General features: G+C 65.4%; 23 protein-coding genes. 9 read left to right on the top strand and 14 right to left on the bottom strand.

What is annotated here, in order from left to right:
* Positions 1 to 85: 85 nt before the first annotated feature.
* From NS3_RS14670 to NS3_RS14655, 5 genes are all read left to right on the top strand, one after another.
* A protein-coding gene (locus NS3_RS14670) for an IS3 family transposase (protein WP_157101344.1) occupies positions 86 to 1,251 on the top strand; the annotation gives its coding sequence in 2 pieces (ribosomal slippage) (positions 86 to 370 and positions 373 to 1,251; 1,164 coding nt in all).
* Positions 1,252 to 1,480: 229 nt separating this feature from the next.
* Positions 1,481 to 2,980 (top strand): Eco57I restriction-modification methylase domain-containing protein, encoded by a 1,500-nt coding sequence (locus NS3_RS14665; protein WP_067859772.1) that lies wholly within the window; start codon positions 1,481 to 1,483, stop codon positions 2,978 to 2,980.
* Positions 2,977 to 3,924: a BsuBI/PstI family type II restriction endonuclease gene (locus NS3_RS14660; protein ID WP_218018238.1), complete on the top strand. Its 948-nt coding sequence runs from the start codon at positions 2,977 to 2,979 to the stop codon at positions 3,922 to 3,924. The genes NS3_RS14665 and NS3_RS14660 overlap by 4 nt, the downstream gene beginning before the upstream one ends.
* A 96-nt stretch (positions 3,925 to 4,020) precedes the next feature.
* Entirely contained in the window at positions 4,021 to 4,572 is a 552-nt protein-coding gene (locus NS3_RS28485) for a hypothetical protein (protein WP_084495536.1), read from the top strand.
* A 509-nt stretch (positions 4,573 to 5,081) separates the two neighbouring features.
* On the top strand, positions 5,082 to 5,513 hold the full coding sequence (locus tag NS3_RS14655; RefSeq protein ID WP_084495534.1) for an IS110 family transposase: 432 nt from the start codon (positions 5,082 to 5,084) through the stop codon (positions 5,511 to 5,513).
* Positions 5,514 to 6,037: 524 nt separating this feature from the next.
* Here NS3_RS14655 and NS3_RS29115 read toward each other — a convergent pair.
* The 4 genes from NS3_RS29115 to NS3_RS30350 all read right to left on the bottom strand — a co-directional run bounded on the left by NS3_RS29115 (position 6,038) and on the right by NS3_RS30350 (position 9,566).
* Entirely contained in the window at positions 6,038 to 6,820 is a 783-nt protein-coding gene (locus NS3_RS29115; RefSeq protein ID WP_157101343.1) for a hypothetical protein, read from the bottom strand.
* 101 nt (positions 6,821 to 6,921) lie between these two features.
* Entirely contained in the window at positions 6,922 to 8,094 is a 1,173-nt protein-coding gene (locus tag NS3_RS29110; RefSeq protein ID WP_157101342.1) for a hypothetical protein, read from the bottom strand.
* Positions 8,095 to 8,307: 213 nt separating this feature from the next.
* The gene (locus tag NS3_RS30665; protein ID WP_280491294.1) at positions 8,308 to 8,709 is read right to left on the bottom strand and encodes an ISAs1 family transposase; all 402 of its coding nucleotides are present in this window, start codon (positions 8,707 to 8,709) and stop codon (positions 8,308 to 8,310) included.
* The gene (locus tag NS3_RS30350) at positions 8,706 to 9,566 is read right to left on the bottom strand and encodes an ISAs1 family transposase (RefSeq protein ID WP_281205608.1); all 861 of its coding nucleotides are present in this window, start codon (positions 9,564 to 9,566) and stop codon (positions 8,706 to 8,708) included. The genes NS3_RS30665 and NS3_RS30350 overlap by 4 nt, the downstream gene beginning before the upstream one ends.
* A 324-nt stretch (positions 9,567 to 9,890) precedes the next feature.
* Between NS3_RS30350 and NS3_RS14640 the strand changes: the two genes are divergently transcribed.
* On the top strand, positions 9,891 to 10,937 hold the full coding sequence (locus NS3_RS14640) for a restriction endonuclease (RefSeq protein ID WP_157101341.1): 1,047 nt from the start codon (positions 9,891 to 9,893) through the stop codon (positions 10,935 to 10,937).
* A 38-nt stretch (positions 10,938 to 10,975) separates the two neighbouring features.
* Here the strand turns inward: NS3_RS14640 and NS3_RS30575 are convergent, their stop codons facing one another.
* From NS3_RS30575 to NS3_RS14620, 5 genes are all read right to left on the bottom strand, one after another.
* Positions 10,976 to 11,161: a hypothetical protein gene (locus tag NS3_RS30575; protein ID WP_157101340.1), complete on the bottom strand. Its 186-nt coding sequence runs from the start codon at positions 11,159 to 11,161 to the stop codon at positions 10,976 to 10,978.
* Positions 11,162 to 12,242: 1,081 nt separating this feature from the next.
* Positions 12,243 to 13,484, bottom strand: coding sequence for a site-specific integrase (locus tag NS3_RS14635; protein ID WP_507762081.1), 1,242 nt, complete (start codon positions 13,482 to 13,484; stop codon positions 12,243 to 12,245).
* A gap of 270 nt (positions 13,485 to 13,754) precedes the next feature.
* A complete protein-coding gene (locus tag NS3_RS14630; RefSeq protein ID WP_067859756.1) occupies positions 13,755 to 14,300 on the bottom strand; it encodes a TetR/AcrR family transcriptional regulator in 546 nt (181 codons plus the stop codon).
* A complete protein-coding gene (locus NS3_RS14625) occupies positions 14,297 to 15,142 on the bottom strand; it encodes an alpha/beta fold hydrolase (protein ID WP_067859754.1) in 846 nt (281 codons plus the stop codon). The genes NS3_RS14630 and NS3_RS14625 overlap by 4 nt, the downstream gene beginning before the upstream one ends.
* Positions 15,142 to 16,092, bottom strand: coding sequence for an esterase/lipase family protein (locus NS3_RS14620; RefSeq protein ID WP_067859752.1), 951 nt, complete (start codon positions 16,090 to 16,092; stop codon positions 15,142 to 15,144). Before NS3_RS14620 ends, NS3_RS14625 begins: the two co-directional genes overlap by 1 nt.
* Positions 16,093 to 16,429: 337 nt before the next feature.
* Between NS3_RS14620 and NS3_RS14615 the strand changes: the two genes are divergently transcribed.
* Positions 16,430 to 16,867 carry an SRPBCC family protein gene (locus NS3_RS14615; RefSeq protein ID WP_067860041.1) on the top strand — a complete coding sequence of 146 codons (438 nt, stop codon included), beginning with the start codon at positions 16,430 to 16,432 and terminating at the stop codon, positions 16,865 to 16,867.
* A 34-nt stretch (positions 16,868 to 16,901) separates the two neighbouring features.
* Here the strand turns inward: NS3_RS14615 and NS3_RS14610 are convergent, their stop codons facing one another.
* From NS3_RS14610 to NS3_RS14590, 5 genes are all read right to left on the bottom strand, one after another.
* On the bottom strand, positions 16,902 to 17,810 hold the full coding sequence (locus NS3_RS14610) for a universal stress protein (protein WP_067859749.1): 909 nt from the start codon (positions 17,808 to 17,810) through the stop codon (positions 16,902 to 16,904).
* Between the two features lie 49 nt (positions 17,811 to 17,859).
* A complete protein-coding gene (locus NS3_RS14605) occupies positions 17,860 to 18,606 on the bottom strand; it encodes an SDR family NAD(P)-dependent oxidoreductase (RefSeq protein WP_067860038.1) in 747 nt (248 codons plus the stop codon).
* Between the two features lie 114 nt (positions 18,607 to 18,720).
* Entirely contained in the window at positions 18,721 to 20,100 is a 1,380-nt protein-coding gene (locus tag NS3_RS14600; RefSeq protein ID WP_084495531.1) for a wax ester/triacylglycerol synthase domain-containing protein, read from the bottom strand.
* A gap of 176 nt (positions 20,101 to 20,276) precedes the next feature.
* Entirely contained in the window at positions 20,277 to 22,292 is a 2,016-nt protein-coding gene (locus tag NS3_RS14595; RefSeq protein WP_067859743.1) for an erythromycin esterase family protein, read from the bottom strand.
* Positions 22,293 to 22,427: 135 nt separating this feature from the next.
* A complete protein-coding gene (locus NS3_RS14590; protein WP_307610006.1) occupies positions 22,428 to 23,921 on the bottom strand; it encodes a bifunctional aminoglycoside phosphotransferase/ATP-binding protein in 1,494 nt (497 codons plus the stop codon).
* Positions 23,922 to 24,138: 217 nt separating this feature from the next.
* On the opposite strand from NS3_RS14590, the gene NS3_RS14585 reads away from it, so the two are divergent.
* Both NS3_RS14585 and NS3_RS14580 read left to right on the top strand, forming a co-directional pair.
* Positions 24,139 to 25,302: a sigma 54 modulation/S30EA ribosomal C-terminal domain-containing protein gene (locus NS3_RS14585; protein ID WP_218018237.1), complete on the top strand. Its 1,164-nt coding sequence runs from the start codon at positions 24,139 to 24,141 to the stop codon at positions 25,300 to 25,302.
* Positions 25,303 to 25,397: 95 nt separating this feature from the next.
* Complete coding sequence (locus tag NS3_RS14580) at positions 25,398 to 26,741, top strand: AMP-binding protein (protein WP_067859742.1); 1,344 nt, start codon at positions 25,398 to 25,400, stop codon at positions 26,739 to 26,741.
* The last annotated feature ends 20 nt before the right edge of the window (positions 26,742 to 26,761 follow it).

Here is a 26,761-nt window from a genome sequence, read left to right as displayed (position 1 = left end):
CAGTGGATGTCATCCGTCGGGGCTGCTGCACTGATAGGTGACATCGATCTGGCTTACCGGAGGGTATGCCTGGAAGGATGTCATCGTGCCCAAGCCCTACCCGCGTGAGTTCCGTGACGACGTGGTTCGCGTCGCCCGTAACCGTGAAGACGGCGTGACCCTGGAACAGATCGCGGCCGATTTCGGAGTCCATCCGATGACGTTGACCAAATGGTTGCGTCAAGCCGACATCGACGACGGCGTGAAGCCCGGGACCACCACCAGCGAGTCCGCTGAACTGCGTGAGGCCCGGCGCCGGATCCGGTTGCTCGAGCAGGAGAACGAGGTTTTGCGCCGGGCGGCAGCGTATCTGTCGCAGGCGAACCTGCCGGGAAAAGGCTCTACCCGCTCGTGAAAGAACTTGCCGCCGAGGGTGTTGCGGTGGCGGTCACGTGCCGGGTGTTGAAACTGGCTCGCCAACCCTATTACCGCTGGCTGGCCGCGCCGATCACCGACAGCGAACTGACCGAGGCCTATCGATCCAACGCCTTGTTCGACGCTCACCGCGACGACCCCGAGTTCGGATACCGATTCCTGGCCGATGAAGCCGCCGAGGCGGGGGAATCGATGACCGGGCGGACCGCCTGGCGGATCTGCTCGGCCAACCGGTGGTGGAGCGTGTTCGGCAAACCCCGCCGCAGCAAAACCACAAGACCGGGACCGCCGGTCCACGATGACCTCGTCAACCGCAACTTCACCGCAGACCGGCCGAATGCGTTGTGGCTCAGCGACATCAGCGAGCATCGGACGAGCGAAGGCAAGCTCTATATTTGCGCGGTCAAGGACGTGTTTTCCGGGCGGATCGTGGGCTACTCGATCGACTCGCGCATGAAGTCCAGGCTGGCGGTGACGGCGTTGAACAATGCTGTCGCCCGTCGTGGTGAGGTCGCCGGCTGCATCGTCCACACCGACCGCGGGTCGCAATTTCGTTCCCGGCGCTTCGTCCACGCGTTGAACCGGCACGACCTGGTCGGATCGATGGGCCGGGTCGGTGCGGCCGGGGACAACGCGGCGATGGAAAGCTTCTTCAGCCTGCTGCAACGCAACGTCCTGGACCGCTGCAGCTGGAACACCCGCGAACAACTCCGGATCGCGATCGTGACCTGGATCGAACGCACCTACCACCGCCGCCGACGTCAAACCCGACTCGGCCGGTTGACCCCGGTGGAGTTCGAAACGATCATGACCACAGCAGCCCGACAGGCTGCGTAACCACTGTCACCTCATCGTGCAGCAGCCCCGTCGTTCCCCGCACCCGGGACGGGGCCGTGGCGGCTGGGCGCGGTGGTGCATCTTCTCGCAGAGCGGACCTGACAGTCTGAGATCAGGAGTTAACCGACCTCGGATCGGTCCCGGCCCTCGGACTGATGCAATTGTCTTTGGGGGTGTGCCCGATGCCCTGGGCTTGGACCCATCGTCTAGGGTCGGGCATGATGAGCGGATGTCCCGCGACATCCTGGCCATCGCTGAACGGAACCGAGTAGCCGCGCTCTCCGGGCTGGACCCGAAGAGTCAGGAGGCGCTCGGTCAGTTCTTCACCCCGTCTCGGGCAGCATCGTTGATCGCAAAGATGCCCGCACTGCCGGGCAGTGGACACATCCGTGTCCTTGATCCCGGTGCTGGCTCGGGAATGCTGACCGCTGCGCTTGTGGCACGGATACTTCAAGAATGTCCGGGTTTATCGGTCCATATTGTTGCAGTTGAGCGTGACTCCACAGTGGCACCCTACCTGGCGAACACGCTTGATATTTGCAGGGACGCTGGCCGTGGCCGAGTCAGCGCCGACTTCATTGTCGGTGACTACATCGCAGAATCCACCGGACTGGATGCTGACCAAAGGCTCACCGGATTTGACTTAGTGATACAAAACCCGCCGTACGCGAAGCTGGCCGCATCATCATCGGCTCGTGCTGCCGTGCGGAGTGTGGGTGTGGACGCACCCAATTTGTACGCAGCGTTCCTAGCGCTCGCAACTGCCGCACTCAACCCAAGGGGCCAGCTTGTCGCGATTACTCCGCGATCGTTCTGTAACGGCCCGTATTTCGGCGATTTTCGCAGGTTTCTCCTTGATGAGCTCGCGCTTAATAGAGTTCATGTCTTCGAGTCTCGATCGACTGTTTTCGCAGATACAGGTGTTCTGCAGGAGAATGTTATCTTCTCCGGCACAAAGGGTGGCTCTCGTGGCCGCGTGACGCTGTCTACCAGCAACGGACATGAAGACGACGCTGCGCACCGCGATGTTTCATACTCGGAAGTCGTGCATCCCAGCGACCCCCATCGCTTTATTCGCATTGCCGCCAACGACGAAGACACCGAAGTCGCTGAGCAGATGTTGTCATTTCCTGATAGTTTGAGCACCCTCGGGATGACTGTGTCGACTGGTCGTGTTGTCGATTTTCGCTCAAAGGAATGTTTGCGCACCGAACCGTGCGAGTCAGCGACTCCTCTGATCTACCCAGGCAACATCCGTGACGGAATGGTCAGCTGGCCGCGTGAGATCCGGAAGCCTCAGTGGTTCTCGCCGATGACCGACAAGGATGAAAGATTATTGGTCCCGGAGGGTTGGTACTGCATCGTCAAGCGGTTCTCCTCCAAGGAAGAGCGCCGCCGCATCGTGGCTGCGGTGTGGTCGCCGGAACAGAACCCTGGCCCGGTTGCGTTTGAGAACCACGTCAACGTCTTCCACCGTGACGGCGCGGGCGTGGACCGAGACACGGCATTCGGCCTTTCCATGTGGCTCAACTCCTCGCTCGTCGACAAGTTCTTTCGAACCTTCTCTGGACACACGCAGGTGAACGCAACTGACCTGCGAACTCTTAGGTTTCCGGACTGCGAGGTGCTGTCATGGCTGGGTTCCCTTGCCCCGCAACGGCTCCCAGAGCAAGGTGAAATCGATGCGCTCGTCCAGAAGGCCCTCGATGTGGTACACAGTGCTGTGTGAACAGCATCTCTGACAGGGTCAGTGAAGCAAGGATGCTCCTCGATGCCCTTGGTATGGATGACGAGCGTTCTAATGAGCGGTCAGCACTGACTTTGCTGGCATTACTCCGTCTTCGGGCCTCCGATCCGTGGCACGCGGCCAGTAACCCGATGCTCGGTACCCGAGCAATCATGGACTGGATGCGCGATGAGTACGACCGTGACTATGCGGCAAACACCAGGGAAACGGTCCGTCGACAAACGCTTCACCAGTTTGTACAGGCGCTGCTTGTGGTGGAGAACGCAGACCGGCCTGACAGGCCGATCAACTCGCCAAAATGGAATTATCAGGTAACCACCGAAGCGCTCAAGGTGATCTGGGCCTTCGGAACCCCGGAGTTTGATTCTTGTCTCGACGCCTACCGTCAGCAAGTCCCTGGGCTGAAGAAGCAATACGCAGCGGCCCGAGAGATGAACCGGATCCCGGTTGTTAGCACGGATGGTAGGGAATTCTTTTTGACGCCGGGTGGCCAGAATCCGCTCATCAAGCTGATGACGGAAGAATTCTGTTCGCTCTTTACCCCCGGGGCGGAACTGCTGTACGTCGGGGACTCTGGTGACAAATTCGTCGTCTTCGAGAAGGATCGGTTCGCTGAACTCGGCGTAACTTTCGATGCGCACGGCAAAATGCCGGATCTGGTCGTCTATCTAGCGGACAAGCAATGGCTTGTTTTGATGGAGGCCGCTAATTCGCACGGGCCAGTCGACTCCAAGCGGCACGCTGAGCTAGCTGCCCTGTTCTGCTCCGCAACCCCCGGCTTGGTCTTTGTTTCCTGCTTCCCTGACCGCAAAGAGATGAGGAAGTATCTGACTCAGATCGCATGGGAAACGGAAGTTTGGTGTGCAGAGGATCCGACCCACCTGATCCATTTCAACGGTGAGCGCTTCCTGGGGCCGTACGCGTAAGTTTCGATCGCACGTCTCAATGTGCGTATGAGTCGAGATGGGTATTCATAAGGGCGGCCCGCAACTCGGTAGCTGAATTGGAGTCGGAGTCGGCAGGTGGATCGATTTGTGGTCGGCGATGTTAGTGAAGAGTTTATTTCCAGGGCTAAGAGTATCCGAGCGGAACGGGATAGGCTTTACGGGAACATATACAGCGAGAGAGCCAGTGACCTCAGGTGGGTTGGAGAAGTTGGGGAACTGTGCTTCTATGGCTGGGCTATAAGGAATACGACCCTCCCGATCGAGTGGATACAAGAAGGAGTCGCTGGAAATGCAGACTTCTTGATCGGCAATACCCCGATTGGTATGAAGACTGTGAAGCGGAAGGGTCCTCCTCGGATGGGATATACGGCTCAGATCACCGCCAAGCACGCCGAAGAGCCTGTGGAACACTACTTCTTCGCCTCCTATGAATTCCCGCTGCAACGACTCTTTCTCCTCGGTGGAATCGCCAAAGATGAATTTCTGCTACATGCGAAATATCATCCAGCGGGAGATAGAGTGCACGAGAACTACACTGTGCGCGAAGGGCATGAGATATACAATATAGAAATAGGCAAGCTAACCCCACCGCGAGTATGGTTGTCCTCTCTCGGTAGACCGGCCTGAATTGTTGTTACTCAGATCGAAATCCTGACTCCCATCGGGCTACTCTGACCGCGTAATAATTGCTCAGGTGGTGAGGCCAGGCTGCGTCCGCCTACTCGGGTGGACGCAGTCGCCATCGCCTGCGGAATGCGGTCGATGGATGCGCGTTGCTGGGCCGCCCCCCCGCGCACCGCGGCGTACACGCCAGGCCGGTAGCGATGGGCGGGAGCGCCAGGCTGCCGACCGCGGAGTTCCGGCTTCCTCGGCGCTCCTGGGACGACGGCCTCTGACCTTGGCAGTGCATCGTAAGGGAGACAACGGAGGCCACAAGGTCATCAACTCGTGCAGCGGTCCCGGGTGTGTTCACTGACCGGAACCAGACTGGGAGACATCGAGATTCCCGCGAGTCCGGCCGGGTGTCGAGCGCTCGTCGACTTCGTCGCCACCTTCGGGGGTCGTGCAGATGATCGGCGTCGAGGGCACCAGCTCCTACGGCGCCGGGCGCGCCCGGTTCCTGACGACGCCAAGCGATCGAATTCCGCGAGGTCATCCGGCCACGGCGGAGACAGCGCCGCCAGGGAAAGTCCGACCCACTCGACGCCTACGCGGCCGCCGAGCAGGTCCTGGCCGATCCCGACGGCTTGCCCATCGCCAAATCCGGCGACGGAATGGTCGAGCAGATCCGAGTGCTGCTCACGGTCCGCCGCAGGGCGATCAAGGCGCGAGTCGCTGCAATCCGTCAGATCAAGTCGTTGCTGATCACCGCCCCGGAGCCGCGCAAGCAGCGCTGGGCACACCTGCCGGATAGGGAACTGCTCGCATCACTGGCAGCAACCCGCCCAAGAGCCGCGACCGATTCCGTCGCGGCCGCCACCGCTCGAACACTTCGCCGGCTCGCCCGTCGTCACCACTACCTCGGCATGGAAATCGCCGAACTCGACGACGACATACAATGCTGGTGACCGCTGGGCGAACCCGCAGCGGCTCCGTTCTAAAGCGTCGTTCGCTGCTCTCTGCGGAACCTCGCCGATCCCAGCATCATCGGGGGGAGAACCCGCCGCTATCGGCTCAACCGCGGTGGCGACCGCCAAGCGAACTGGACGCTGCACCAGATCGCGCTCGTCCGCCTGTCCAACGACCCCCCGCACCCGCGACTACGCCGAACGGCTACGCGCGACTGGCAAATCGAAGAAGGACATCCTGCGGTGTCTGAAGAGAGCGATCGCGAGAGAAGCGTTCCACCTCATCGCGCACCCGCAACCGGTCCCCGGCGCAACCGATCTCAGGGCGCTGCGACATCAACGTGGGGCGTCCCTCGTCCATGCTGCTATGAGTATCGGCGCCGAGCCCGCCAGGCTCAGCGAACTCGGGTGAGGCAAACGGCCCGACTCCCTCCTTGCAGCACGCTATCGCCGCTGGCTCACCGCCGGTTGACACGAATAGGAGCATCAGGTCAAGACGTCACCTACTCATGCAGCTGTTCCGTTCACCCGTGCTGCGCCTTTACGCTCGACTCACCCGCCCGATTCACTCCCAACCGGGAGACACCATCGACCGACTCAATAAATGGTTGGCCGTCACAGGCTATAATGGTAAGTCTTTCATTGGCTTTGAATTCTCCTTTGCCTTTGTGTCGGCGCGCGAAGCGTTTCCACTTGGTCCAGGTAGCTGGTTCCAGCAACATAACCACCTCTGCGCATTGAGCCCAACCGGCGCTATCACTGGTTGCGCGCAATGCGACGGCGACATTGGAAGGCACGCCAGTTGTCGGAGCTTCGGCGGCTGCTATTTCCATTTCGCGATTCGAATAGTATCGATTTATTCGCCCGCTGGAATAACCGACTATACGCACGACTTGTCCGTCACTCTCCTGGGCGAGCACGGGTTGCACGCGGTCATAGAAGTAGCTGCCAAGCACATCCGACTCACAGGCCGCGATCACGCCATCGTCAGACATCGCGGCTCGTAGCCGTGCATAATGATGAAAAGCTGCCGGATTCGGCAAGAGATCGGCGACCATAAGAAGATCGCTTATCCCCAGAACCCATGTTGGACGCTTGACTGAACCCGCAATAGCTGCACCATACGTCGCGATTGGATCCATGCGCTCGAACGTCACGACGATTGACGTCACGCCAGAAACGTCCGCTGGCAAAATCTCACGCATTTTGCCACGCTGTTTCAAAGAAAATGCTCGACCATCCTCATCAAGGATATAGGTGGCCGCTCGGTCGGTTTGATCAAGGGCCTTCCCGAGCATGTCATCCACCCGCGAGATAACCCTGTCGCGCCTGCCTCGCCGACCAGCCTCAGTCAGACTGTGAGCTTTGGCTTCTACGACTAGCGGCCATTCGGCTGAGACGAGTACATCTATCTCACCTTCGCCGCGAGTCTTTGAAGTGTAGTGCTGACCTGCATGGACATTCCCCTACCAAAAATGCGCGTAAGCGTAGCTTCCACCAGCCGCTCATGCGCATCTTGTCGATGTTTATGGTATTTGGCGGGATCATAGGTTGCCGTCTTGGTCTCCGTCGCCAAACGGTCATGGAGTGCTGTAGGTAATGCCCACGGATCTGGGACCAGATACTGTCCGTTGCCGAGGGTGATGCACGGTCGCTTCCGTACGATATTGTCATCACCTGGCAAACGGAAGTCTGGCTGGCATCCGTAGGTTGTGGAGAAGAATTCCAGCACGGCCTGCATCTCGCCGATTTCAGAATCAGTCGTCTCTGCAATCGCTTCGGCCGTCCAAATGCTTGCCGCGTTCAAGCCATCAACGATGGCCGAGAAATCCGCATCATCGCCCGCATCAATACTTGCTCGAAGAGTGGCTATCGCGGTGGAAAACCGCTCTCGTACTGCTTGTGAATGCTGTCTAGTAATCCGCATTACGTCGGCCGGGTTGAATCCCCAGGCATCGATATAATACTGACGGTGCCGACTGAAAACCTCGGTGTCGATCTTCTCCATGTGGATCGCGTACCCGGGCATTCGATCGGACAGGTGCTCCATTTGCAGCTGCATACGAGCGAACCCGAGTTCGGCTTCACCGTGATCGGCTTCATCTATCGAATTTATAAAGATTCGAGCCTCTTCCGCCTCGAAGATGGCGCCAACTAGTGTTACGACCTGCTCGACGACAGCGTGGGGAGAATTTTCGGTCCCCGAACTATCCACGGACAGCGCAATACCCACAAGGTATTCGATCTTGGCAGCCCAGTTCCACGTATGGGGGCCGTCATCGAGTGCACCAGAGCCCACATCAGGGATGAGAGACATAGTTGCAGGCACCGCTACGGCATTGATCAGCTGTGTTAGATCCTTACCCGCCAGAAGATCTCGAAGCTCGGCTACCAGCGAAGTCGTGTCGCTGGCCTTTTCTCTGAGGGATGCCATGATCTCTTGCAGCAGGGCTTCTCGTTCAGGCCCTGGCGGCAGAGAGGACCGAATTGTTCCGTGTCTGCCAGTGGCTTGCTCGGGAAGCCACACCTGGTCCGTGCCGAAAGCTTCTTCCTCTGGGAACCCACCCGGTCGAGGCGTCATGGGCCGACTGTAGCGCCGGGGGCCGACAAGGAGCTATTGACATAGAACTAAACGTTGCAGGTGTGCTTCGGATGGTCCTGTGTGTGGTAACCAAGATCATCACTGAAAGCGGCCGTGCCCGCCCTCAACGACACACGAGACCGCTGCTCACACAGTCACTTCAAGACTTTGACGCCGCCCTGGCCTGCCCCAGGGTGCCGTCAAAGTCGGATTTTAGCAGGTCGGTAATAGTTCGGCGGGCCGGTTGATGTCGCGAGCGTAGTGGCGAGTCGCTGCGACGATGTTCGTGTGGCCGGCGAGGCGCGGCAGGCTGATGGCGGTGTTGCGGAGGGTCGCCATGACCTGTGGGCCCGAGCCGGTCCGGATCCGGCAGCGGTCCTCGTCATAGGTAACGTCGCGGACCCAGTGCAGTTGATTCTCGATCAGCCAGTGGCCTTGCAACCATCCGGCGATCTGTTCGGCGGTGGCATCCAGTGCGGTGAGGCTGGTGACCGCGTAGTCAGTTTCCCGGGTGTGTTTCCCGCTGCGGTGGGTGCGGGTGCGGGTGCGGTGCAGCCGCAGGACTTGTTCGGCGCCGGGGAATCCGATGCCGTCACCGATGGCGGCGATCTTCATGGTGCGGGTGTCGCGGCGGCCGTGCGCGGTCGTGGTCGTGGTGGCCAGTGCGGGAATGTCTTTCCAGGGCAAGGCTTCACCCGTTGCCGGAGCCGGGCTTGGTTGCCTTTGATCGTGAGGATGAAGTGGCCGCCGCCTGCCCGGATCGATTCGGCGGTTTCTCGCTGGCAGTGCATGGCGTCGGCGGTGACGACGGCGTCGGCCCGGTCGAGAACGGTGAGCAGTCTCCGCAGGCAGCAGATCTTGTTGGTTTTCGCACCGACCGCGATCTGGGCCACAACGACACCGGTGCGTTGACACAGCGCGGCGAGTAGGTGCGGCAGGTCACCGGTGGTGTCGCGGGCTCCGCGCAGGGTTTTGCCGTCGAAAGCGATGACGCGACGGCCATCGATCATGCTGGTCGATAACCACATCCACGCGCCGACGAGCTCGTCGAGACCATCGGCGCTGATCTGCTGCAACACCCGTCGGATCGTCGGCTCCGACGGTGCCGGGTCGTGATGGCCGAGGCGCGACATCATTGCCGTGCCGGCGCCGTGGGCCCAGTCCGTGATCGCGGCGTAGGAACGGGCTCCGGCGATCGTCGCTGTGACCGCGACGGCCAGAACCGTGGCGAGCGGGTGCCGGACTCCGCGTTTGTGACGTGGATCGGGCACGGCGGCCAGGACTTCCAGCGAACCGAAAGCAACGATGGACGTGGCGGCATCGGCGGCCGGATCCGCGGTGAGCGGACCCCGGGGTGGCGTCGGCGGCCGCAGCCAGCGATGATGACAATGCGGGCACAGCAACAGCTTTCGGCGATCAGTGTAGGAACCATGATCATCACCGAGGCGATGCTGTGTCCGCGCCAGCGACACACCCCGAGGTCGCCAGGTCAAGCGGTCATTTCATGACTTTGACGGCACCCTGGGCCTGCTCCCATCTCAAACCCCGACGAACTGGTCAACGCCGACCTCAAACGTACCCTCGCCGACTAAAACTATCCTCACCCGAGACCAGATGAAACTGGAGGTGCGGTCGTTCTTCCAGCGCCGTCCAGAAGTTTCCCGACCACGTCCGCAGCTACTTCAAAGCCCCACACATGCTTTACGCTTCAGACGCTAGTTCAATGTCAATAAGCGGTGACATAGGGCTTCTCGGTGAGATGCCGTTGTACGATCCACTCGAACCAGGAGGACAGGGTGTCCAAGATCCCGCTAACTCCCATGCTGGTGCAGTATCTGACCGCACTGTGTTGTCTGAGGCGGAATCCCAACGCGGTCGACATCACCATCGGTGAGATGGTCGAGGACGAGGCATCGGAGTCAACGCGCGACGTCGACGTGACGGTGACGATTCAGGATTTTGACTCAGTGACCGATGCGTTCATGGCCTACGAGGTGAAGCATGAAGGTCCGGCGCTGGATGTTGGGAAGGTGGAGGCCCTCTGTCTGAAGCTGAACGATATGCCGTCGATCACGCACCGTGCGATCGTCTCGACATCGGGATTCTCGCCGACGGCGCAGAAGAAGGCGGCACGCCACGGCGTCGAGCTGTATCAGCTTAAGGAGTGGACACGACCGCTGCAAGAACAGTTTCCGCTGCTGGAGATGACGGGCACTGTCGCCGAATGTTTTCCGAGGCAGAAAAGGCTGTTGACCTGGAATGATTACAAATTGGCCCTCGTGTCGTCGGCGGCTCGTACTGCATTCGCGGTCGACGACAGCGGTGCAGTGTTGGATCAGAATGGTAAATCGCACAAGAAATATAGGAGATTCACGGATTACTGGGATGAGCTGCTTCTTCGGTCAACAGAGGTTCTGTATCAGCTCGAACCTGCCAACACCGTCTTGCGGACGTTTCCTCTGACATCCCTCGACGCTCCGAACGGTCCTGTGCGCAGCGGCCCGCGGTGGCCGCATACACATACGCTCGATGTTGCCGCCGACGAGATCTACTTTCAGAATGGCGACGCCGTCTGTCGCATAGATACGGTGACGATCAACGGATTTCTGCGATGGGAACTCGGCGAGACGCCGCCCGCCTACGTTATCGAGCGGGTGTCAGATGGTGAGGCATTCGCTGGGGCGCTGGTTTCGCCGGGCGAGCGGCCAGGCCAGATGATCGCCTTCGTCTTCAGTCCGTCAAGCAGGGAGGTTGGGGTGGAGTTCGTTCAGCTGTCTGAAAGTCACCAGAACGCTATCCGCAAACTCAAGCTGGAGTATGAAGAGGGATCGGTCTGGTCGTAGCCGACGAAGGTCGGAACTTCAGCTCGACTGTGCGCCTATCAGCTCCTACCGGGTAGGTTGCCGAGTCTTCGCGAGCAGATGAGTGCTGCGGCGAGGTCGAGGAATCCCAGGTGGATGTCGGTGCGGCGCTCGCAGCGCACGGCCAGACACCGGTACTGATGCAACAGGGCGAAGGCCCGCTCGACGATCCACCGCCGACTGTCACCTTGTCGCGGGTGCCGCATCGGGGAATGTGGCCGGTGATGCGACGCTACCGCAGTTCGTGAACGCGGGGGTAGTGGTAGCCCTTGTCGGAGATCAGGGTCTGGACGTAGTGACGTGGCCGTCCGGGCCGGCTACGCAGCGGTTTCACCCGGTCGAGCAGTTCGGTAAGTCCGTCGGGTTGTCTCCCGTGGAGAGGAACGGCGGACGATAGGTGATCTCGGGCTCCAGGTTGCTGCTCTCGGGGGTGGTGACCCCGTCACCGCCCCCGAGAGCAGCAACCTGATGACCTGCGGCGTTGACGCCGTCACCACATGGAGGTTAGCTTTGGTCCTGAAATGGCACGAACGGTCTTGAAACGGCTGTTGACCTGCGGTGGGCGGCCCTCATCAGCTCGCTGACCTGGCATTTTTTGGCGTGGGGTGAGGGGTTCGAGTCCCCATAGCTTGGCAGACGACGCGATGAGGGGGTTGGCACTCCACCGGTCCTGCCATCCGGCATTGGCCGCATCCATGGTTTGATCGTCCGTTGGGCCGGTGTGGACAATCGGTCTGGGGGTCGTGGGTATCTCCAGCGTTCGACTGCACCCGCCAAAGCGGTGCGCTTTCGGTCGCGACGTGCCTCGCGTTGCAAGGGATCGCAGAGCTTGGCCGTCGCAAGGCGGAATCACGGGGTGTCCAACCTCGCGACCGCTGTCATGCGGTAGCCGAGGAGGGGAGTGCGGAGCGTCGTGTTCGTAGCCTTCGATGTTCCCGTAATCCGGGAACAGTGCATCAATGGCGAGGTCCGCCCGCGATCCGCCCGGATGGAACATCAGGTGGATGGCGCTCATGGGTGAGCAAGGGTGTCGCGCTCGTCGAATATAAATGTCGTCAAGTAGATATGCGCATCTATAGATGTGATCTCGGAATAGCCTTGGCACACACAAGGACTCAAGCGCTGATGGGCTACGCGGGCATTTGGTTGGTAGAACGTGGTGATGGTTCGGACCGAGACGCACGCTCGGTCCGAACCGTCGTCTGTCGTCATCGAGATGGGGTGTCCTGCCCTCCGGATAAGTTGACGGTTCACGCCAAAGGCGAAGCGCCCATGTGAGACATGGTCCTATGCCGGTGGTTCAGTATTGGCGAACTTGGAGATGTTCGAAGCGAGTGTCTGAGCTCGACCTGCGGCGATCCGCTGGTAGCGCATGGCGGCCTGCGGTGTCTTGTGGCGGAGTCGTTCCATGACTTCCGGCAGGGTGCCGCCTGCCTGTGCGGCGACAGTGCCGCCGGTGTGACGCTGCTCAGCTGGGCGGAAGTCGGGTCGGCCGATCTTGGCGCACGCCGCTTTGAAGATGCGGCGGTAGACCCATTCACGCATGGTCTTCCCGGTCACGGGGTCGGGGAACAGCAGAGCGTCCGGTGCTTCGGCGACATGCTTTTCGAGGTGCCGGCGGATCGCGGGTCGGATGTGGTCGGGGATGACGACTTCTCCGGTGGAGCCGGATTTGGGGCGGTCGATCACTGTCTTGCCGTTTCGGTAGGTCGCGGCGAACGCGACGGTGAGGATCGAGCAGTCGGCGTTGAGGTTGCGGCGGCGCAGTTCGTAGGTCTCGGAGGGGCGTAGTCCGCACCATGAGGCCAGCAGGACCGAGGCGCCGAGTTCGGCGGGCATCGCGCGGGCAAGAGCGTCGATCTCGGCTGGTGTCAGGACGGTGGCGTCGTGGGCAGGTTCGATCGCGGTCGCGCCCTTGATCCGGCACGGGTTCTGGGAGATCAGCCCGTCTTCGACGGCGACGTTGAGCACCATTCGAAGAACCTCGTAGGCGCGCGCTCGCGTGGTCGGTACGTCGCGATTCACGTTCTCGACCTTCGATTTCCGCCCGTGTGGCCGACGGCGGGATACGTTGCTGTACCAGGTGCGGACCATCTCGAAGGTGATGTCGGCGACAGGGGTGTCCTCGAAGCTCGGATTGATGTGGTCACGCAGCAGGTAGGTGTAGGAGTCCACCGTGCGGCGCGAGAGTGGCTTCCCTCGGCGTGAGACGCGGGTCGCGACAACGTTCTTGGCGTACGGACCGAAGCAGACGACTTCGGGAGCCTCCATCTCCGCCTCGGCCTTCGCGGCCGCTTCCGCGGCGGCGCGGGCGGCGGGAGAAGTCCAGATGTCGAGATCGATCAGCCTGCGTTCCTGGGCCAGCCAGCCCTCGGCTCGTCCCTTTGTATCGAAGGTGGTGTCCGCTATGTGCATTTCGAGGTCTGGCCCGACATAGGACGCCTGCCATCGGCCCGACCGGAATTGCCGAACCCTTCCGAAGGCCCGGCGGGGTGCCCGAGTCCTCTTCCGTCTCGTTGTCGCAGGCATGTCCCTCCTCCGATCCGCGCGCAATATACGCGCAATAGCGCAGCCCATTCGTGCCTACACATGCGTACGGCTGCTACTCAATTTCTCTGGAAAGTGCCAGGTAGAGGCTATATCTGGGCTGATCGGCGCGCCAACGAGATACATTCTGTCGCTGGTTCGATCCCAGCTGGGACCACCGGTACACCCCCTGATATCGCTACTCAGGGGGTGTTTTCATGTTCCCGAGGGGGAACGGCAAACCGGTTCTGCTCGGGCCGGGGCTCGTCGGTGTCAGTCTCGTGCGGGGCGGGCCAGCCGCTGGATCGCGGTGCGCATGTCGTCGCGCCGCCGTCCGTCGGCGAGCTCGATGAGAGCGGTCTCGGCTATCGCGGCGACGAGCAGGACCGCGAGGGGCTCGGGGTCGCGCCAGCCGATGGCGGCGAGGTCGGCAGTGAGCAACTGGGCGGCCTGCTGGTTGCGCCGGGCGACCTCCTCACTGAGGCCGGCCTCGGTCCTGGCCTGGACGAGAAGAGCTTTGGTCGCCGGCTCGGCCAGGCAGCCGTCGAGATAGGCCGCGATGCCCGTGGCCAGTCGTTCGGCGCCGGGCGGCCATCCGGCCACCTGCTGCTGGACCTTGTCGAACAGTTCGTCGTGAAATATCTCGTGAAGGGCTCGAATGTAGTCCTCGCGGCTGCGCCAGTGCTGGTAGAAGCTGCCTTTGGCCATGGTGGCGGCGGTGGTGACAGAGTTGACCGACAATCTGGTCAAGTCGGAGCCGGCCAGGAGTGAACGCCCCGCGTTCAGCAGGGCGCGACGGCCGGGTTCGGCGGGTCTCATGAGGCTGATCCTGCCTGGTCGGTGAGGAACTGTCGGACGGTGCGGAGGAACAGCTGCGGATTCTCGCTGAACGGTTCGTGCCGAGTGGGCAATGGCACGATCTGTGCGTGTGGCAGAGCGCGAGCGAGGGCACGTCGATTGAGCCACCACGGGTTGATCGGATCCCGAGTGCCCCACACCACTTGCACGCGGGTGCGCGGCAGCAGCGGCGCCTCTGCGCCGAGATCGGCATCGGGACCGCCGAGGCTGCGCCACAGTGCGCGATAGACAGCCGATCGTGCCGGGTCGTGGCGAACCCGCACGGCCCGTTCGTAGATGGCGCGATGGCTCTCACTGCGCAACGGGCCCAGGTACCCGCGTGCGCTCGGTGCGATGACCCACCGCGCTACGGTCGGCCGGCTCATCACACGGCACAGCGCGCGCGTCGCCGAGTTCGCCGGGATGAAGCCCGCGGGTTGCACCAGCACCACGGACTCGACCAGGCCGGGGTGGTGCTGGGCGGCCCGGACAGCGGCGTGGCCTCCGACGCTGTTGCCGATGATCGACAGTCGCCGAATCCCTCTGTCCGCCAGCGTATGCACCACCGTTGTCGCCACTTCCCCCAGTGCCGCCACGGTGACCTCGTCCGGGCGTGCGGCCACCGAGTCGCCGAAGCCGGGCCAGTCGACGCCGACGACCAGCCGGTCGCGTTCGAACGCGCTGGTCACCGGCGCGAAGTCCCGATGGTCACCGGGATTGGCGTGCAAGAGCATCAGTGCCGGTGTCGCGGCGTCCTCCGGTCCGGACAGCCACACCGCGACCACGCCGTAGGGAGTGCGGATTTCCAGCCGCCGGGCCGGCATCACCGTGCTCCTGGCTCGGTCGGCGGGATCACGGGGCCCAGCAGCGGCGCGACCAAGCGGCAATCCACCGCTCGCGCGTGCTCGGGGTCGAGCGCGTTGAGGACCTCGGCGACCGCGATGGGGTCCGAGGTCAGTCCGTAGTGTTCGCTGAAATCGGAGGCGCACACATCCTGGAGCACGATGTTGCGCGCATTGGGGCCTTCCAGCATTCCGGTGGCGAACGGCGTGGCGATCTCGTCGTACCGACTGACGATGCTGATGAACTCGGTCTCGGGCGCCAGGCGGGCGTCGGCGCCGAGGAACTCGACTGCCGGCGATCCGGGCGACATCTGGCACGGCCCGCAGTCCTCGACGATCTGCGCTCCGCCCGGCAGGTCGGCGACCCACCGGCCGAGCACATCGAGTCCGCTGACCGTCGATCCGTGGTACGGCGCGCCCAGACCGATCAGGCGGGCGATCGCGGGCGCACCCTCCAGATGACGCATGTAGTAGAACGACACGGCCGCTCCCATCGAGTGCCCGACGATGTCGACCCGGTCCGACCCGGTCGCGGCGCGCACGCGGTCGATGAAAGCGCCGACCTCGGCGGCACTGCGTTCCAGCGGAGCCAGAGCGCCGACAGCAGGTCCCAGCGCACCGGTGCCGTACGTGGTGGTGAAGACGCAATACCCGGCTCGCGCCAACAGGGGCGAGAGGGTCTGCCAGCTCACCGTCTCGTTGCCCAGTCCGTGCAGGAGTACTACGGGGCGGGGGTGGCGAGTCGTCGGGCGGCACGACCAATCGTTGGCACCGGCCGGCGCCTGCCCCGGTGTCTGCGCCTGGGCGGCGAGCCCGGCCAGATAGCTGTAGGGCACGGGCTCGGGGGCCTCGCCCGAGGCCCCACCTGCCGCCGCGACCATCACGGCGGCGGCCGTGCCTGCCGCCGCCACCCATCGTCTGACGAAGTTCACTGCTCGCCTCCTTGCCGAGTGCGTACGGATCACGCACACCTATGACCGACCGGTCGGTCATAGGGTACGTCCGAAAGCGCCTCCCGGATAGAGGTGAGGGCGTTCGGCAGCGCCCGCGGCATCGACATCGGTTGGCGCCAGGGAGGATGCTGATGCGCGGCACCCTGCGGAGTCCCCCATCGATCGGGCTACTCTCCGCCGGGCGCGGGGAGTAGTGTCGCGAACGAACGTCCGGGTTCCCGAAAACATCGGCATCTCCACCCACGAGGAGATCTCATGACCGACATGTGGATCTGCGCCGTCCCCCGAGCGGCGAATCATGGCGGGCGCGGCGACCATGCCCACTGACAGCGCGACGAAAACCGTCCGTCTGCACGCCCCGGCGGCACGGGTGCTCGCGACCATCCGTGATCTGGAAAGCCAGCCGGAGTGGATTCCCGAGATCCTCGAAGCCGAGGTGCTCGAGGCGGATGAGCAGACCGGTCTGCCGGTGACTGCCCGGTTCAAGGCTTCGGCGACGGTGGGTACCGACACCTACACCCTCACCTACCGTCACCGTGACGACGGTATGAGCTGGTCGATGGTCGAAGGTCGCATGCAGACCGGTCAGGAGGGTCGTTATCAGCTCGAGGAAGCCGGTCCGGCCGCCACGTCGGTCACCTATCAGCTGACCATCCACCACAACTTGCCGCTGCCCGGCTTCATTCGCAATCGGGTGATCAAAGGTCTGGTGGACAGCACGTTGAACGGCCTGAAGAAGCGGGTCGAAGGCTGAAACGCCACCTGCGATGCCGTGAGGGGCGCTCGGCTCAATCGGCGTGGACGACCATCACCGGGCAGTCGGCATGTTGTACAAGCCAATTGCTGGTGGAACCCAGCAGCAGGGAACGGAATCCGCCTCGACCGCGGCTGCCGACGACGAGTAGCTGCGCTTTGCCCGACCACTCGCCCAGTTGCTCGCGCGGGCCCGACAGATACACCTGGCGCGTCACGGCGACGTCCGGGTACCTCTCCTGCCAGCCGGCGAGCCGTTCGGCCAGCAGCGCTCGCTCGCCGTCCATCAAAGCGTCCGGCGGATCACCGACATAGGACGCGCCCGCGAACGCCGTGGAGGACAGGTCGCTCCAGGCGTGCACGGCGACCAGCTCGACTCCGCGGACCGCGGCCTCGGCGAATGCCGCCTCGATCGCGGGCTCCCCGGCCGCGCCGGCGTCCACCCCGACCACGACCGGTGCGCGATCGGGGGTGGGACCGCCTCGTACCACCACCACGGCGCCGTGCGCGTGAGCGGTGACCGCGAGCAGGGTCGACCCCAGGTGGGCGAACGGGCCGACCCTCGCCGCGGCGCCCAGGACGACCATGTGCGCCCGCTCCGACAGAGCGATCAGGCGGCTGGCGGGATTGTCGTCGGCCAGATCGGTGCCGATCTCGACAGAGGGGGCGATCTCGCGAGCGAGAGCCACCGCCTCGGACAGCAATCGCGCGCCACGGGTGTGGAACGCCTCGACGATCGCGGGCGCCTCGATCTGGCTGTTGTCGTATGTCGCGCGGGTGTTCGCCAGGTCGATGCCGTGCACGATCAGCAGGCGGCGGCCTCGGTCGGCGGCCGTGCGCGCGGCCCAGCGGACGGCGATCGCGGCGGGCTCGGAGCCGTCGGCGCCGACGACCACGGCCGCGGCGGCGAGTGCGTGACGGTTGTCCTCGGGACGAGTGGTCATCGAGAATTCCTTTCCGCCCGGCGAGGCGGGAGCTGGTTCTCCGTGTCGGTCAGCTGGACAGCGGCGGGAGCACTTGGCCCGCTGTGGCCCCGCCGTCGAGGACGAATTCCGACCCGGTGGAGAAGCCGGCCTCGGTGACGATGAAGGTGACCATCGCGGCCACTTCCGCGGACTCGCCGAAGCGCGGCAGTGGCTGCGCGGCAGCGACGGCGCGGTCCATCTCGGCGGTCATGGGGGTGTCGATCGGGCCGGGATGGACCGAGCAGACCCGGATGCCCGCGCGGCCGAGTTCGATGGCCGCGGTCTTGGTGAGACCGCGCAGACCCCACTTGGAAGCCACGTAGGCGCCGATGCCCGAATAGCCCGTCAGCCCGGCGGTGGAGGAGATGTTCACGATGACCCCGCCTCCGGCCGCACGCAGCAGCGGCGCCGCGGTGTGCATGCCCAGCCAGGAGCCGAAGAGGTTGACATCGAGCACGTTCCGGAACGCGGCGGGCGACTGCTCGGTGATCTCGCCGAAATCGAGGATGCCCGCGTTGTTGATCAATACGGCGAGTGGTCCGAAGGTGTCCTCGGCGATGTCGAGCACTTTCCGCCAGTCGTTCTCCTGAGTGACGTCGAGGTGAGCGAAGCGCCCGCGGTGACCGAGGCTCTCAGCGGTTTCCGTGCCCTCGCTGTCGAGGACGTCGGCGACGACGACTCCCGCTCCGGCGTCGGCCAGCGACCGGGCGACCGCGGCGCCGATCCCGCGTGCGCCGCCGGTCACGACGGCGCTGCGGCCATCGAGTTCGAACATCATCGGAGTCCTTTCGATCCGGCCGGGCGAACCGGTCGAGCACGTCGAGCACAGCCACCGGGAGAATGCACTGGGCACAGCACCTTTCGGTCGTTGCGACGGACTTCGCGAGGTTCACGTTCCCGTCGGCGGCGGCGCCGTTTCCGGTGGCCGGGCGCCCGTAGCGCGGACGGCGCGCAGACCGCTGTCGATGCAGTCGAGGAACTCCGCCGGGTCTGTCACGGCGGCGGTGTCGATATCGAGTCCGATGTAGCAGGTGCCGATGTGGGAGACCAGGGTCGCGTTGAAGGCCGTTCCCAACGTCGGGCCGAATGCGTGCATTTGCTCGATCTCGGCACCGGCGAGATAGAGCGGCACCGGTGAGCCGGGGACGTCGGAGGCGACGAAATCCACGTGCTCGAGCATCTGTGCGAGCACCATGCTGGGCAGCCGGTTCAGCACGGCGGCCACCGCGTTGGTCAGCGGGATCGCCTGCTCGTGACGCCAGCCCTCGACGGTGGCGTGCACCGCGCGCATCATGGCGATCGCGTCGTCGATGTCGGCGCGCACGGCGAATCTCGCCAGAGTGATGCGGTTTCCGCCGATGGGGTCGGCCGCGGTCCGGGTGCTGATCGGCATCGTGAGACGGAGCTGCTCGACCGAGGCGCCCTGACGTTCGTGGTAGGCCCGCAGACCGATCAGCAAGGCCGCGAGGTAGGCATCGTTGAGGGTGCATTCCGCTCGGTGGGCCGCGGCGGACAACTCGGCGAGCGGTGCTTCCAACACGCTCAGTCGCCTGCTCTGACCGCGCTCGGTCATCACCGGCGACAGGGTGCTGGTGATGGGCCGCACGAACCGGGCCAGCGACCAGGCCAAGCCGGCTCCGGAGCGGGCGGCCCGCACCGGAGAGGTGAGTGTCTGCCGCGCCGCCGATGCCGCCGTCGACAGCCCGGCCCGGACCACCTCGTATCCGGTGGACAGATTCCACTCCACGATGTCGGCCAGCGCTCCGGAATCGGGTGGGCCGCTGTCGCCGACCGGCTCGCGTTCGGTGCCCTCCCGCGCGAGATCCAGCATCTCCCCGGCGATCTGGATGCCGCCGATGCCGTCGGTCAAGCTGTGGTGCACCTTGAGGACGGCCGCACACCGGCCGCCGGACAGCCCGGTCAGCACGGTGAAGGTCCACAGCGGGCGGATCGGATCGAAGGCGGTCATCATCTCGGTGCGCGCGAAGTCGAGGACCGTGGACATGTCGCCCGGCGCGGGCAGCGCGGACCAGCGCAGGTGCCAGGACAGATCGAAGTCGGTATCCGCCTTCCACCGGGGCGGCGTGAGATTCATCGGAGCGACCGACAACACGTGCCGGAATCTGGGAACCACGCGAGTACCGCGATCCATGAGTTCGACCATCCGCGCCCGGTCCGGTTCGGTGTCGAGGATCAACACCGTGACGATGGTCGACCGCAGAAGCGGATCGTGTTCCATGCTCCAAGCGAACAGATCCGTCTGGGTCATGTGTGATTCGCGAGAGCCCATGGTCGGCTGCCTTGCCATGTGTGCGGATGCGTCGAGTCGTCCGGACGGACTTCTCCACCGTGCCCGATCGGCCCGCCCCTGAACAGAGACGAACGTCACAGATCGCGGGGCCGGAGGTTGCCAGTCGGAGCCCGGCAGGCGTGGTGCGAGTCGCCTCACAGTCCGCTCGGGTAGGTCTCCGGGGTTCGGCCGGAGATCCAGTGCTCACCGGGTTCCAGCGGCTCGATCGCGGTGGTCTCGTCGATGTGGATCACCGCGTCGTAGCGGTCGGCGAGGCGGCTGTGGAAGTAGTGGCTGTGGCGTTCGGTGGCGGGTTGGTAGATGACACCGATCGCGCGTTCCAGGCGCGGCGTGCCGAGCACGTCCACCGCCTCGGAGGGCCGATCGGTGCGCACCAGGAACGCCGGGATACCGGTGTCGTGCAGCAACTCTTCGACGCTGCTGGGGAGCGGGTCGCGGACGCGCTTGAAGTGGGCGGGGCCGTTCCACGCGTCGGCCGCCGTCACCGTGCCGTGGCCGGTCGTCAAGCCGATGAGGCGGGCATCGTCCCCGTGCCGTTCCCGTACCAGTTGTCCGAGCGAGAGCTGCCCCTCGGCGCCCATTTCGGTGGCGCGCGCGTCCCCGACGTGCGAGTTGTGCGCCCAAACCACGACGCGCGCCTGCTTGTCCGGCCGATCGAGGTGCCGGGCGAGCGCGTCGAGGGTGTCGGCCATGTGTTCGTCACGCAGGTTCCAGGAGGAGACGCGCGGGCCGAACATGGCGCGGTAGTACGCCTCGGCGCCGCGCACCGTCCATGCGTTGCGCAGGGCGTCGAAGCCGGCCTCGCCGTCGTGGACGTCCATGTGCGCGGCTGCGCCGCGCTGCAGTTCGACCAGCTGGCGCACCGCCTCGGCCTCGCAGGACTCGCCCGCGCCGAAGGCGGCCGCGAATCCGTAGGCCTGGGCGTCGTTGTCGGAATTGCGGTCGAAGCAGCTGTAGCGGCGGCGCGCTCGTTCGGCGGCGGCGGGGTCCACGGTCTCCAGATACGAGATCACCCGCTGCATGCTGCGGTGCATGCTGTAGAGATCGAGCCCGTAGAACCCGGTCGGCGTGCCGCCCGCCCGGCGACGGGCCTCGTTGTGCAGGCGCAGCCAGGACACGAAATCGCGGACCACCGTGTTGCGCCACATCCAGGTGGGGAATCGTTCGAAGTCGCCGAGGGCGTGTGCTGCCGAGTCGTCGGTACCGACGCCGCGGACGTAACGGTCGACCCGGTAGGCGTCGGGCCAGTCCGCCTCGGCCGCGACCGCGTCGAAGCCCTTGTCCGTGATGAGCCGGCGGGTGATCGCCGCCCGCGCGGCATAGAACTCGCGTGTGCCGTGCGAACTCTCCCCGATCAGCACGAATCGCGCGTCGCCGACCAGATCGTCGATCACATCGGCGGGCACCACCCCTCCCGGCGCCGGGATGGCGGCCGCCCGTACCAGCTCGGTCGTGTCCGGGACCGCGGAGCGGGCCCGTGCGGGAGTGTCGGCGAGCAGTGCGCGTACCTGGTCGTCGGTGACCTGGGTGAAGTTCCAGAAGGAGTCGCCGACCGCCAGGAACGGCGAGGGCATGCTCGCGCAGACCATTTCGTCGACCATGGACTCGAATTCCCGGCAGGTGGATTCGGGCGCGGCGGGCACGGCGACCACGATGCGTCCGGGCTCGGCGGCACCGATCGCCTGAACAGCGGCGACCATGCTCGCGCCGGTCGCCAGCCCGTCGTCGACGAGAATCACCGTGCGACCGGCGACGTCGAGCGGGCGACGGCCGCCCCGGTAGGCGGCTTCCCGGCGGGCCAGTTCGCGCGCCTCGTCGCGGGCGATGTCGCGCACCTGGTCCGCGGTCAGTCCCAGCGCCCGCACCGTGTCGTCGTTCAGCACGATCCGGCCGTCACCGGCCAGCGCGCCGATCGCGAACTCCGGGTTGGCAGGCGCGCCGAGCTTGCGCACGATGATCGTGTCCAGCGGGGCGCCGAGGGCGGCCGCGACCTCCCAAGCGACGGGGACACCGCCGCGGGCGAGGCCGAGCACGATCACTTGCGGGTCGTCGCGATAGTGCATGAGCAGTTCGGCGAGCACGCGTCCGGCTTCACTCCGGTCACGGAAGATCGGCTGCGGTGTGTTCCTGGTGTCCGGCGCCGATGTCATGAGAGCCTCCTTTCACCGGGGCAGGCGCTCCAGCTCTCCCGAGAAAAGCCTTCTCGCCCTGCTGGGCAGGGGAGAGAGGATTCCTGCCTCGCCGTGGGTGACCATCGGCTCTGGTACGACGCCGGTCGCCCGCTGTCAACGCTGCCGGACAGTCCTCTGCTGACACATCGGGTCCTGCCAGGCCCGCAGGGCCAGGGCGAGCGAGTCCTCGAGTGGTTGTGCGGTGTCGACCCGGGTGGCCTCGGGCCAGGGTGCTGCCGTCGCGGCGAGTGCGTCGGCGATCGCGGGCGTCGCCTCGGAGTATCCGCGCGTCCTGGTCTCGATGCGCTGATGTGCGAGTTCTGCCGGGCACGTGCAGTGCAGCGACACCAGCTCGCTGCACGTCTGATCCGCCAGTGCCGCGGCGCGGTCGCGTTCGGCGGGATCTGTCCAGCTCGCGTCCAGGATCACCGAGACACCGTGCTCGAGGCGCTCGCGTGCCAGCTCGAGCAGCGTGGTGTAGACCGCCGTCTTCGCCGCCGGTGCGTAGGCCCCCGCGCCGAAGGTTCCGGAATCGCCGGTGAGAGCGCCCGCTGCGCGCATCCGGTCGCGCACCTCGTCGGAAGAGAGCACGACCGCGTCCGTCCCGGCGGCGAGCTGCGTGGCGACCGTGGACTTCCCGGTGCCGGGCAGGCCGCCGACGAGCACGAGCCGCACCGCGCCCTGCTCGAGGTGACGCACCGCCAGGTCGAGGTGGCGGCGGGCGTTGCCCGCGGCGGCCGGGTCGTTCTGGTCGTAGCGGACTCGGTCGGTCTTGGCGCGGACCGTCGCGCGATAGGCGATGTAGTGGTGGCGCAACGTGACCGGCGCCGGATCGCGCGCCGCGTCGGCATAGTCGTCCAAGAACGACCGAGCGTGCTGGGGATGGCCGAGGAATTCGAGGTCCATCGCCAGGAAGGCGGCGTCATCGAGCGCGTCGACATAGCGCAGCTGGTCGTCGAAATCGAGGCAGTCCAGGATTCGGAAGCCGTCCGGGAGCACGAAGATGTCCTCCGCGAGCATGTCGCCGTGGCCGTCGATGATGCGTCCCGCGGCGATCCGTTCGTCGAAAAGCGGTGATCTGCCGTCGATGTAGCGCATCGCGAGCGCGTCGATGCGGGCGAGAACGGCCGGGTCGACGCCGGGGCACGGGTGGTCGGCGAGCGGGTCGAGCAGGGAGCGCCACCGTCGTCGCAGCCGCTCGGGGCGGGCGGCCTCGTCGATCTCCGTGGCGCGGCGGGCTGCCAGGTGGAATCGCGCCACCGTGGCGGCAAGGTCCGGCAGCGGAGACGGGCGCCGCGACGGATCGGCGAGCACCGCCGACAGTCGCATCGCCGCGGACATCCGGCGCATGACGAGCAGCGGTTCGGCCGGGCCGCCCGCGGGGTCGGTCACGTGAGCCAGGCCGAGATAGACATCGGGGGCGAGGCGCTGGTTGAGCTCGAGCTCCCGGGCGCACGCGCGCTCGCGCGCGGCGGGGGTGCCGAAGTCGAGGAAGTCGGTGACGATGGGTTTCTTGGCCTTGTAGGCGCGATCACCGCAGAGCATCACCACCCCGGTGTGGGTCTCGCGCACTTGCACATAGGGCTCGCCCTCCGGGAGCTGCGGCACGGGATTCTCCTTCTGAGCGTGAATCTGGTCAGCAGTGTTCGGGGGTTCTCGCCGGGCGGGAGTCTGGCCCGGACGACGGACGGGCCCAAGAGTCGATCGTCATCGTCATCGAAGTCTTCGGCCACTGTCGCGGCCGGGTGTGCGGGGGGATCGTGGATACATGCCCGAGAACTCGAGCCTATCTCCACTCGAACGCAGGCGCTTGGCGGAGCACGCGATGGAATCGGCGGGTTCGGGCCCGGAGGTGCTCCTCACGATCCGGTGTCCCCGCAGCCACCACGTGGCCGAGGTGATCGACACCGCGCAGGGTGCGGTGTACCGATCGGTCGTCGGCTCACATGCCCACGGTGACCGCGACCGCATCGATACCGGTCATGGTGGACATCAGCGCGGCACCGCCTATGTCGATCTGCTCGCGGCGGAGGATCCGCGCGACGACGCGTTGCCCGCCGGCTGCGAATGCGGGCCCGCGACATTGTCGAGAGCCCGGTTGCATCAGGCGATCGCCGCGGGCGAGCGCACCGTCGAACTGGCTGCCGCGCAGCCCTCGTCCGGCGACGCAGCCGGCGGTGGCGAGGCCACGCCGCAGCAGGCGACCACGGCGCAGCCGATACGGGTGTCCACCGGCCGGTATGTGTCCGCCGCCGGTGCCGAGTACGCGCGCGAGAAGATCGGGCACGCGCTCACACACGCGCCCGCGCCGGTGCTCTCGGCCCGGGTCCGGCTCAGCGGGCACGGCGATCCCGCGGTGAGTTCACGCGTGGTCGCCCAGGTCGTCGCCGATGTCGGCGGTCGCAGCGTCCGGGTCCAGGTGCAGGCCGCGACCACGCGCGAGGCGGTCGACCTGTTGCAGGAGCGGCTGAAGGCACGGCTGGCCGGAATCGATCGCCGCGGCGAGTCGATTCGACGGCTGCGGGCCCACGGCGAGCACGAGTGGCGCCACGGCGACGCGCCCCGGCCGCAGCTGCCCTACTATCCCCGCCCGCCCGAGACACGGGAAGTGGTGCGGCACAAGTCCTATGCGCTGGCCGAGCAGACCTGTGGTGCGGCGGCGGCCGACGCCGAAGCGCTCGACTACGACTTCCACCTGTTCGTCGAAGCGGGCAGCGGCGCCGACAGCGTGCTGTATCGCACCCAGGACGGTTCCTATCGGCTCGCGCAGGCCGATGGCAGGCCGGAGGCGGTGATCGCCGATCTGCCCGGCATGACGATGAGCACGACACCTCCGCCGGAGCTGACTGTCGAGGAGGCCGCCACCCGGCTCGAACTGGCCGGCCAGCCGTTCGTGTTCTTCCGCGACAAGGTCCTCGGCCGTGGCTGCGTGCTCTACCACCGGTACGACGGGCACTTCGGGCTGATCACTCCCGCCGGGGTGGGCTGAGCCGAGCGAGCGCGCCGACATCGTGGCTTCTTGCCGAGGACGACGATGCCGGCGGGGGTGGCAGACCTGACCGAACCCGGTCGAGGAGGTGCTACATGGACGCCGCGGATCGTTCCAGGGGCACACGGCCGCGCCCGACCACGGGGCCGCTGAATATCGCGTACGAGGCGGTGGATCGGCACCTGGGTACGCCGCGGGCGGACCAGGTGGCCGTGCGATGGCTGCGCCCCCTGGCAGACCCGGTATCGCTCACCTACGCCGAGCTCGCCGCGTCCGCGGGCCGTTTCGCCGACGTACTCACCGGGCTCGGGGTCCGGCCAGGGACGAGGGTGTGCGTCCTGCTGGGTCGATGTCCGGATCTCTACACCGTCATCGTCGGCGCGTGGAAGGCCGGCTGCGTTGTCGTCCCGTTGTTCCCGGCGTTCGGTCCCGAGCCGGTACGCGAGCGGATCACCCTCGCCGAAGCGGAGGTAGTGGTGACCACCGCCGCGCTGCACCGGCGCCGCGTGGCGCCCGTTCGTGCCGCGCTCGGCTCGCTGCGGCACGTGTTGCTCACCGATACCGAACCGGCCGCATCCGCCGAGCCGGCCGCGTCCGAGGCCGGTGTGGTGGATCTGCCGGCCGCGATGGCCGTCGCGGACCCGCGGTTCGAAGCGGTGCGGACCGACAGCGAAGACGTCGCGTTGCTGCATTTCACCAGCGGCACGACCGGGCGGCCCAAGGGCGCGATCCACGTGCACGGCGCGGTGCTCGCGCACCGCGAGACGGCGGCGCGGGCCCTGGATCTGCGCGGCGGCGACATCTATTGGTGCACGGCCGATCCCGGATGGGTGACCGGCATGTCCTACGGAGTCATCGCGCCGCTGGCGCTCGGAGCGACCGTGATCAGCGACCAAGCCGAGTTCGATGCCAGACGCTGGTACGAGATCCTCTCGGCCGAGCGGGTGGCGGTCTGGTACACCGCGCCGACTGCCCTGCGGATGTTGCGCAGGCGCGGTGACGAGCTGCCCGCGGGCTGCGACCTGTCGCACTTGCGGCTGGTGGCCAGTGTCGGTGAGCCGCTGGACGCCGCGGTGGTGCGCTGGGGGGAGCAGGTTCTGGGGAGGCCGGTACACGACACCTGGTGGCAGACCGAGACAGGAGCGATCATGATCGCCGCCGATCCCGCCGAGCCGGTGCGTCCGGGTTCGATGGGCAGGCCGCTGCCCGATGTGGAGGCCACGGTGCTCGCGCGCGGTCCCGACGGCCGGGCGCGGGTGACCGACGGCGCGGTAGAGCCCGCCGGGACCGACGAGGTCGGGGAACTGGCGCTGCGGGCGGGCTGGCCCTCGATGTTCCGAGGGTACTGGGGCGACCCCGCGCGCTATGAGAAAGCGTTCGCGGGCGGATGGTATCTGTCCGGCGATCTGGCGCGCCGCGACGCCGATGGCTATTACTGATTCGTCGGCCGCGCCGACGA

Source organism: Nocardia shimofusensis NBRC 100134, from assembly GCF_001613125.1.
Taxonomy (GTDB): Bacteria; Actinomycetota; Actinomycetes; order Mycobacteriales; family Mycobacteriaceae; genus Nocardia; species Nocardia shimofusensis.
This window is presented reverse-complemented; position numbering and strand designations above follow the sequence as displayed.

Coding starts and splice junctions, on each gene's coding strand:
- NS3_RS30665 (WP_280491294.1), bottom strand. CDS start 8,709: ATGAAGATCGCCGCCATCGGTGACGGCATCGGATTCCCCGGCGCCGAA.
- NS3_RS30575 (WP_157101340.1), bottom strand. CDS start 11,161: ATGCGGCACCCGCGACAAGGTGACAGTCGGCGGTGGATCGTCGAGCGG.
- NS3_RS14580 (WP_067859742.1), top strand. CDS start 25,398: ATGGACGCCGCGGATCGTTCCAGGGGCACACGGCCGCGCCCGACCACG.
- NS3_RS14630 (WP_067859756.1), bottom strand. CDS start 14,300: ATGAGACCCGCCGAACCCGGCCGTCGCGCCCTGCTGAACGCGGGGCGT.
- NS3_RS14585 (WP_218018237.1), top strand. CDS start 24,139: ATGGAATCGGCGGGTTCGGGCCCGGAGGTGCTCCTCACGATCCGGTGT.
- NS3_RS14665 (WP_067859772.1), top strand. CDS start 1,481: ATGTCCCGCGACATCCTGGCCATCGCTGAACGGAACCGAGTAGCCGCG.
- NS3_RS14605 (WP_067860038.1), bottom strand. CDS start 18,606: ATGTTCGAACTCGATGGCCGCAGCGCCGTCGTGACCGGCGGCGCACGC.
- NS3_RS14600 (WP_084495531.1), bottom strand. CDS start 20,100: ATGACCCAGACGGATCTGTTCGCTTGGAGCATGGAACACGATCCGCTT.
- NS3_RS29110 (WP_157101342.1), bottom strand. CDS start 8,094: ATGACGCCTCGACCGGGTGGGTTCCCAGAGGAAGAAGCTTTCGGCACG.
- NS3_RS14625 (WP_067859754.1), bottom strand. CDS start 15,142: ATGCCGGCCCGGCGGCTGGAAATCCGCACTCCCTACGGCGTGGTCGCG.
- NS3_RS14610 (WP_067859749.1), bottom strand. CDS start 17,810: ATGACCACTCGTCCCGAGGACAACCGTCACGCACTCGCCGCCGCGGCC.
- NS3_RS14635 (WP_507762081.1), bottom strand. CDS start 13,484: ATGCCTGCGACAACGAGACGGAAGAGGACTCGGGCACCCCGCCGGGCC.
- NS3_RS14615 (WP_067860041.1), top strand. CDS start 16,430: ATGCCCACTGACAGCGCGACGAAAACCGTCCGTCTGCACGCCCCGGCG.
- NS3_RS14595 (WP_067859743.1), bottom strand. CDS start 22,292: ATGACATCGGCGCCGGACACCAGGAACACACCGCAGCCGATCTTCCGT.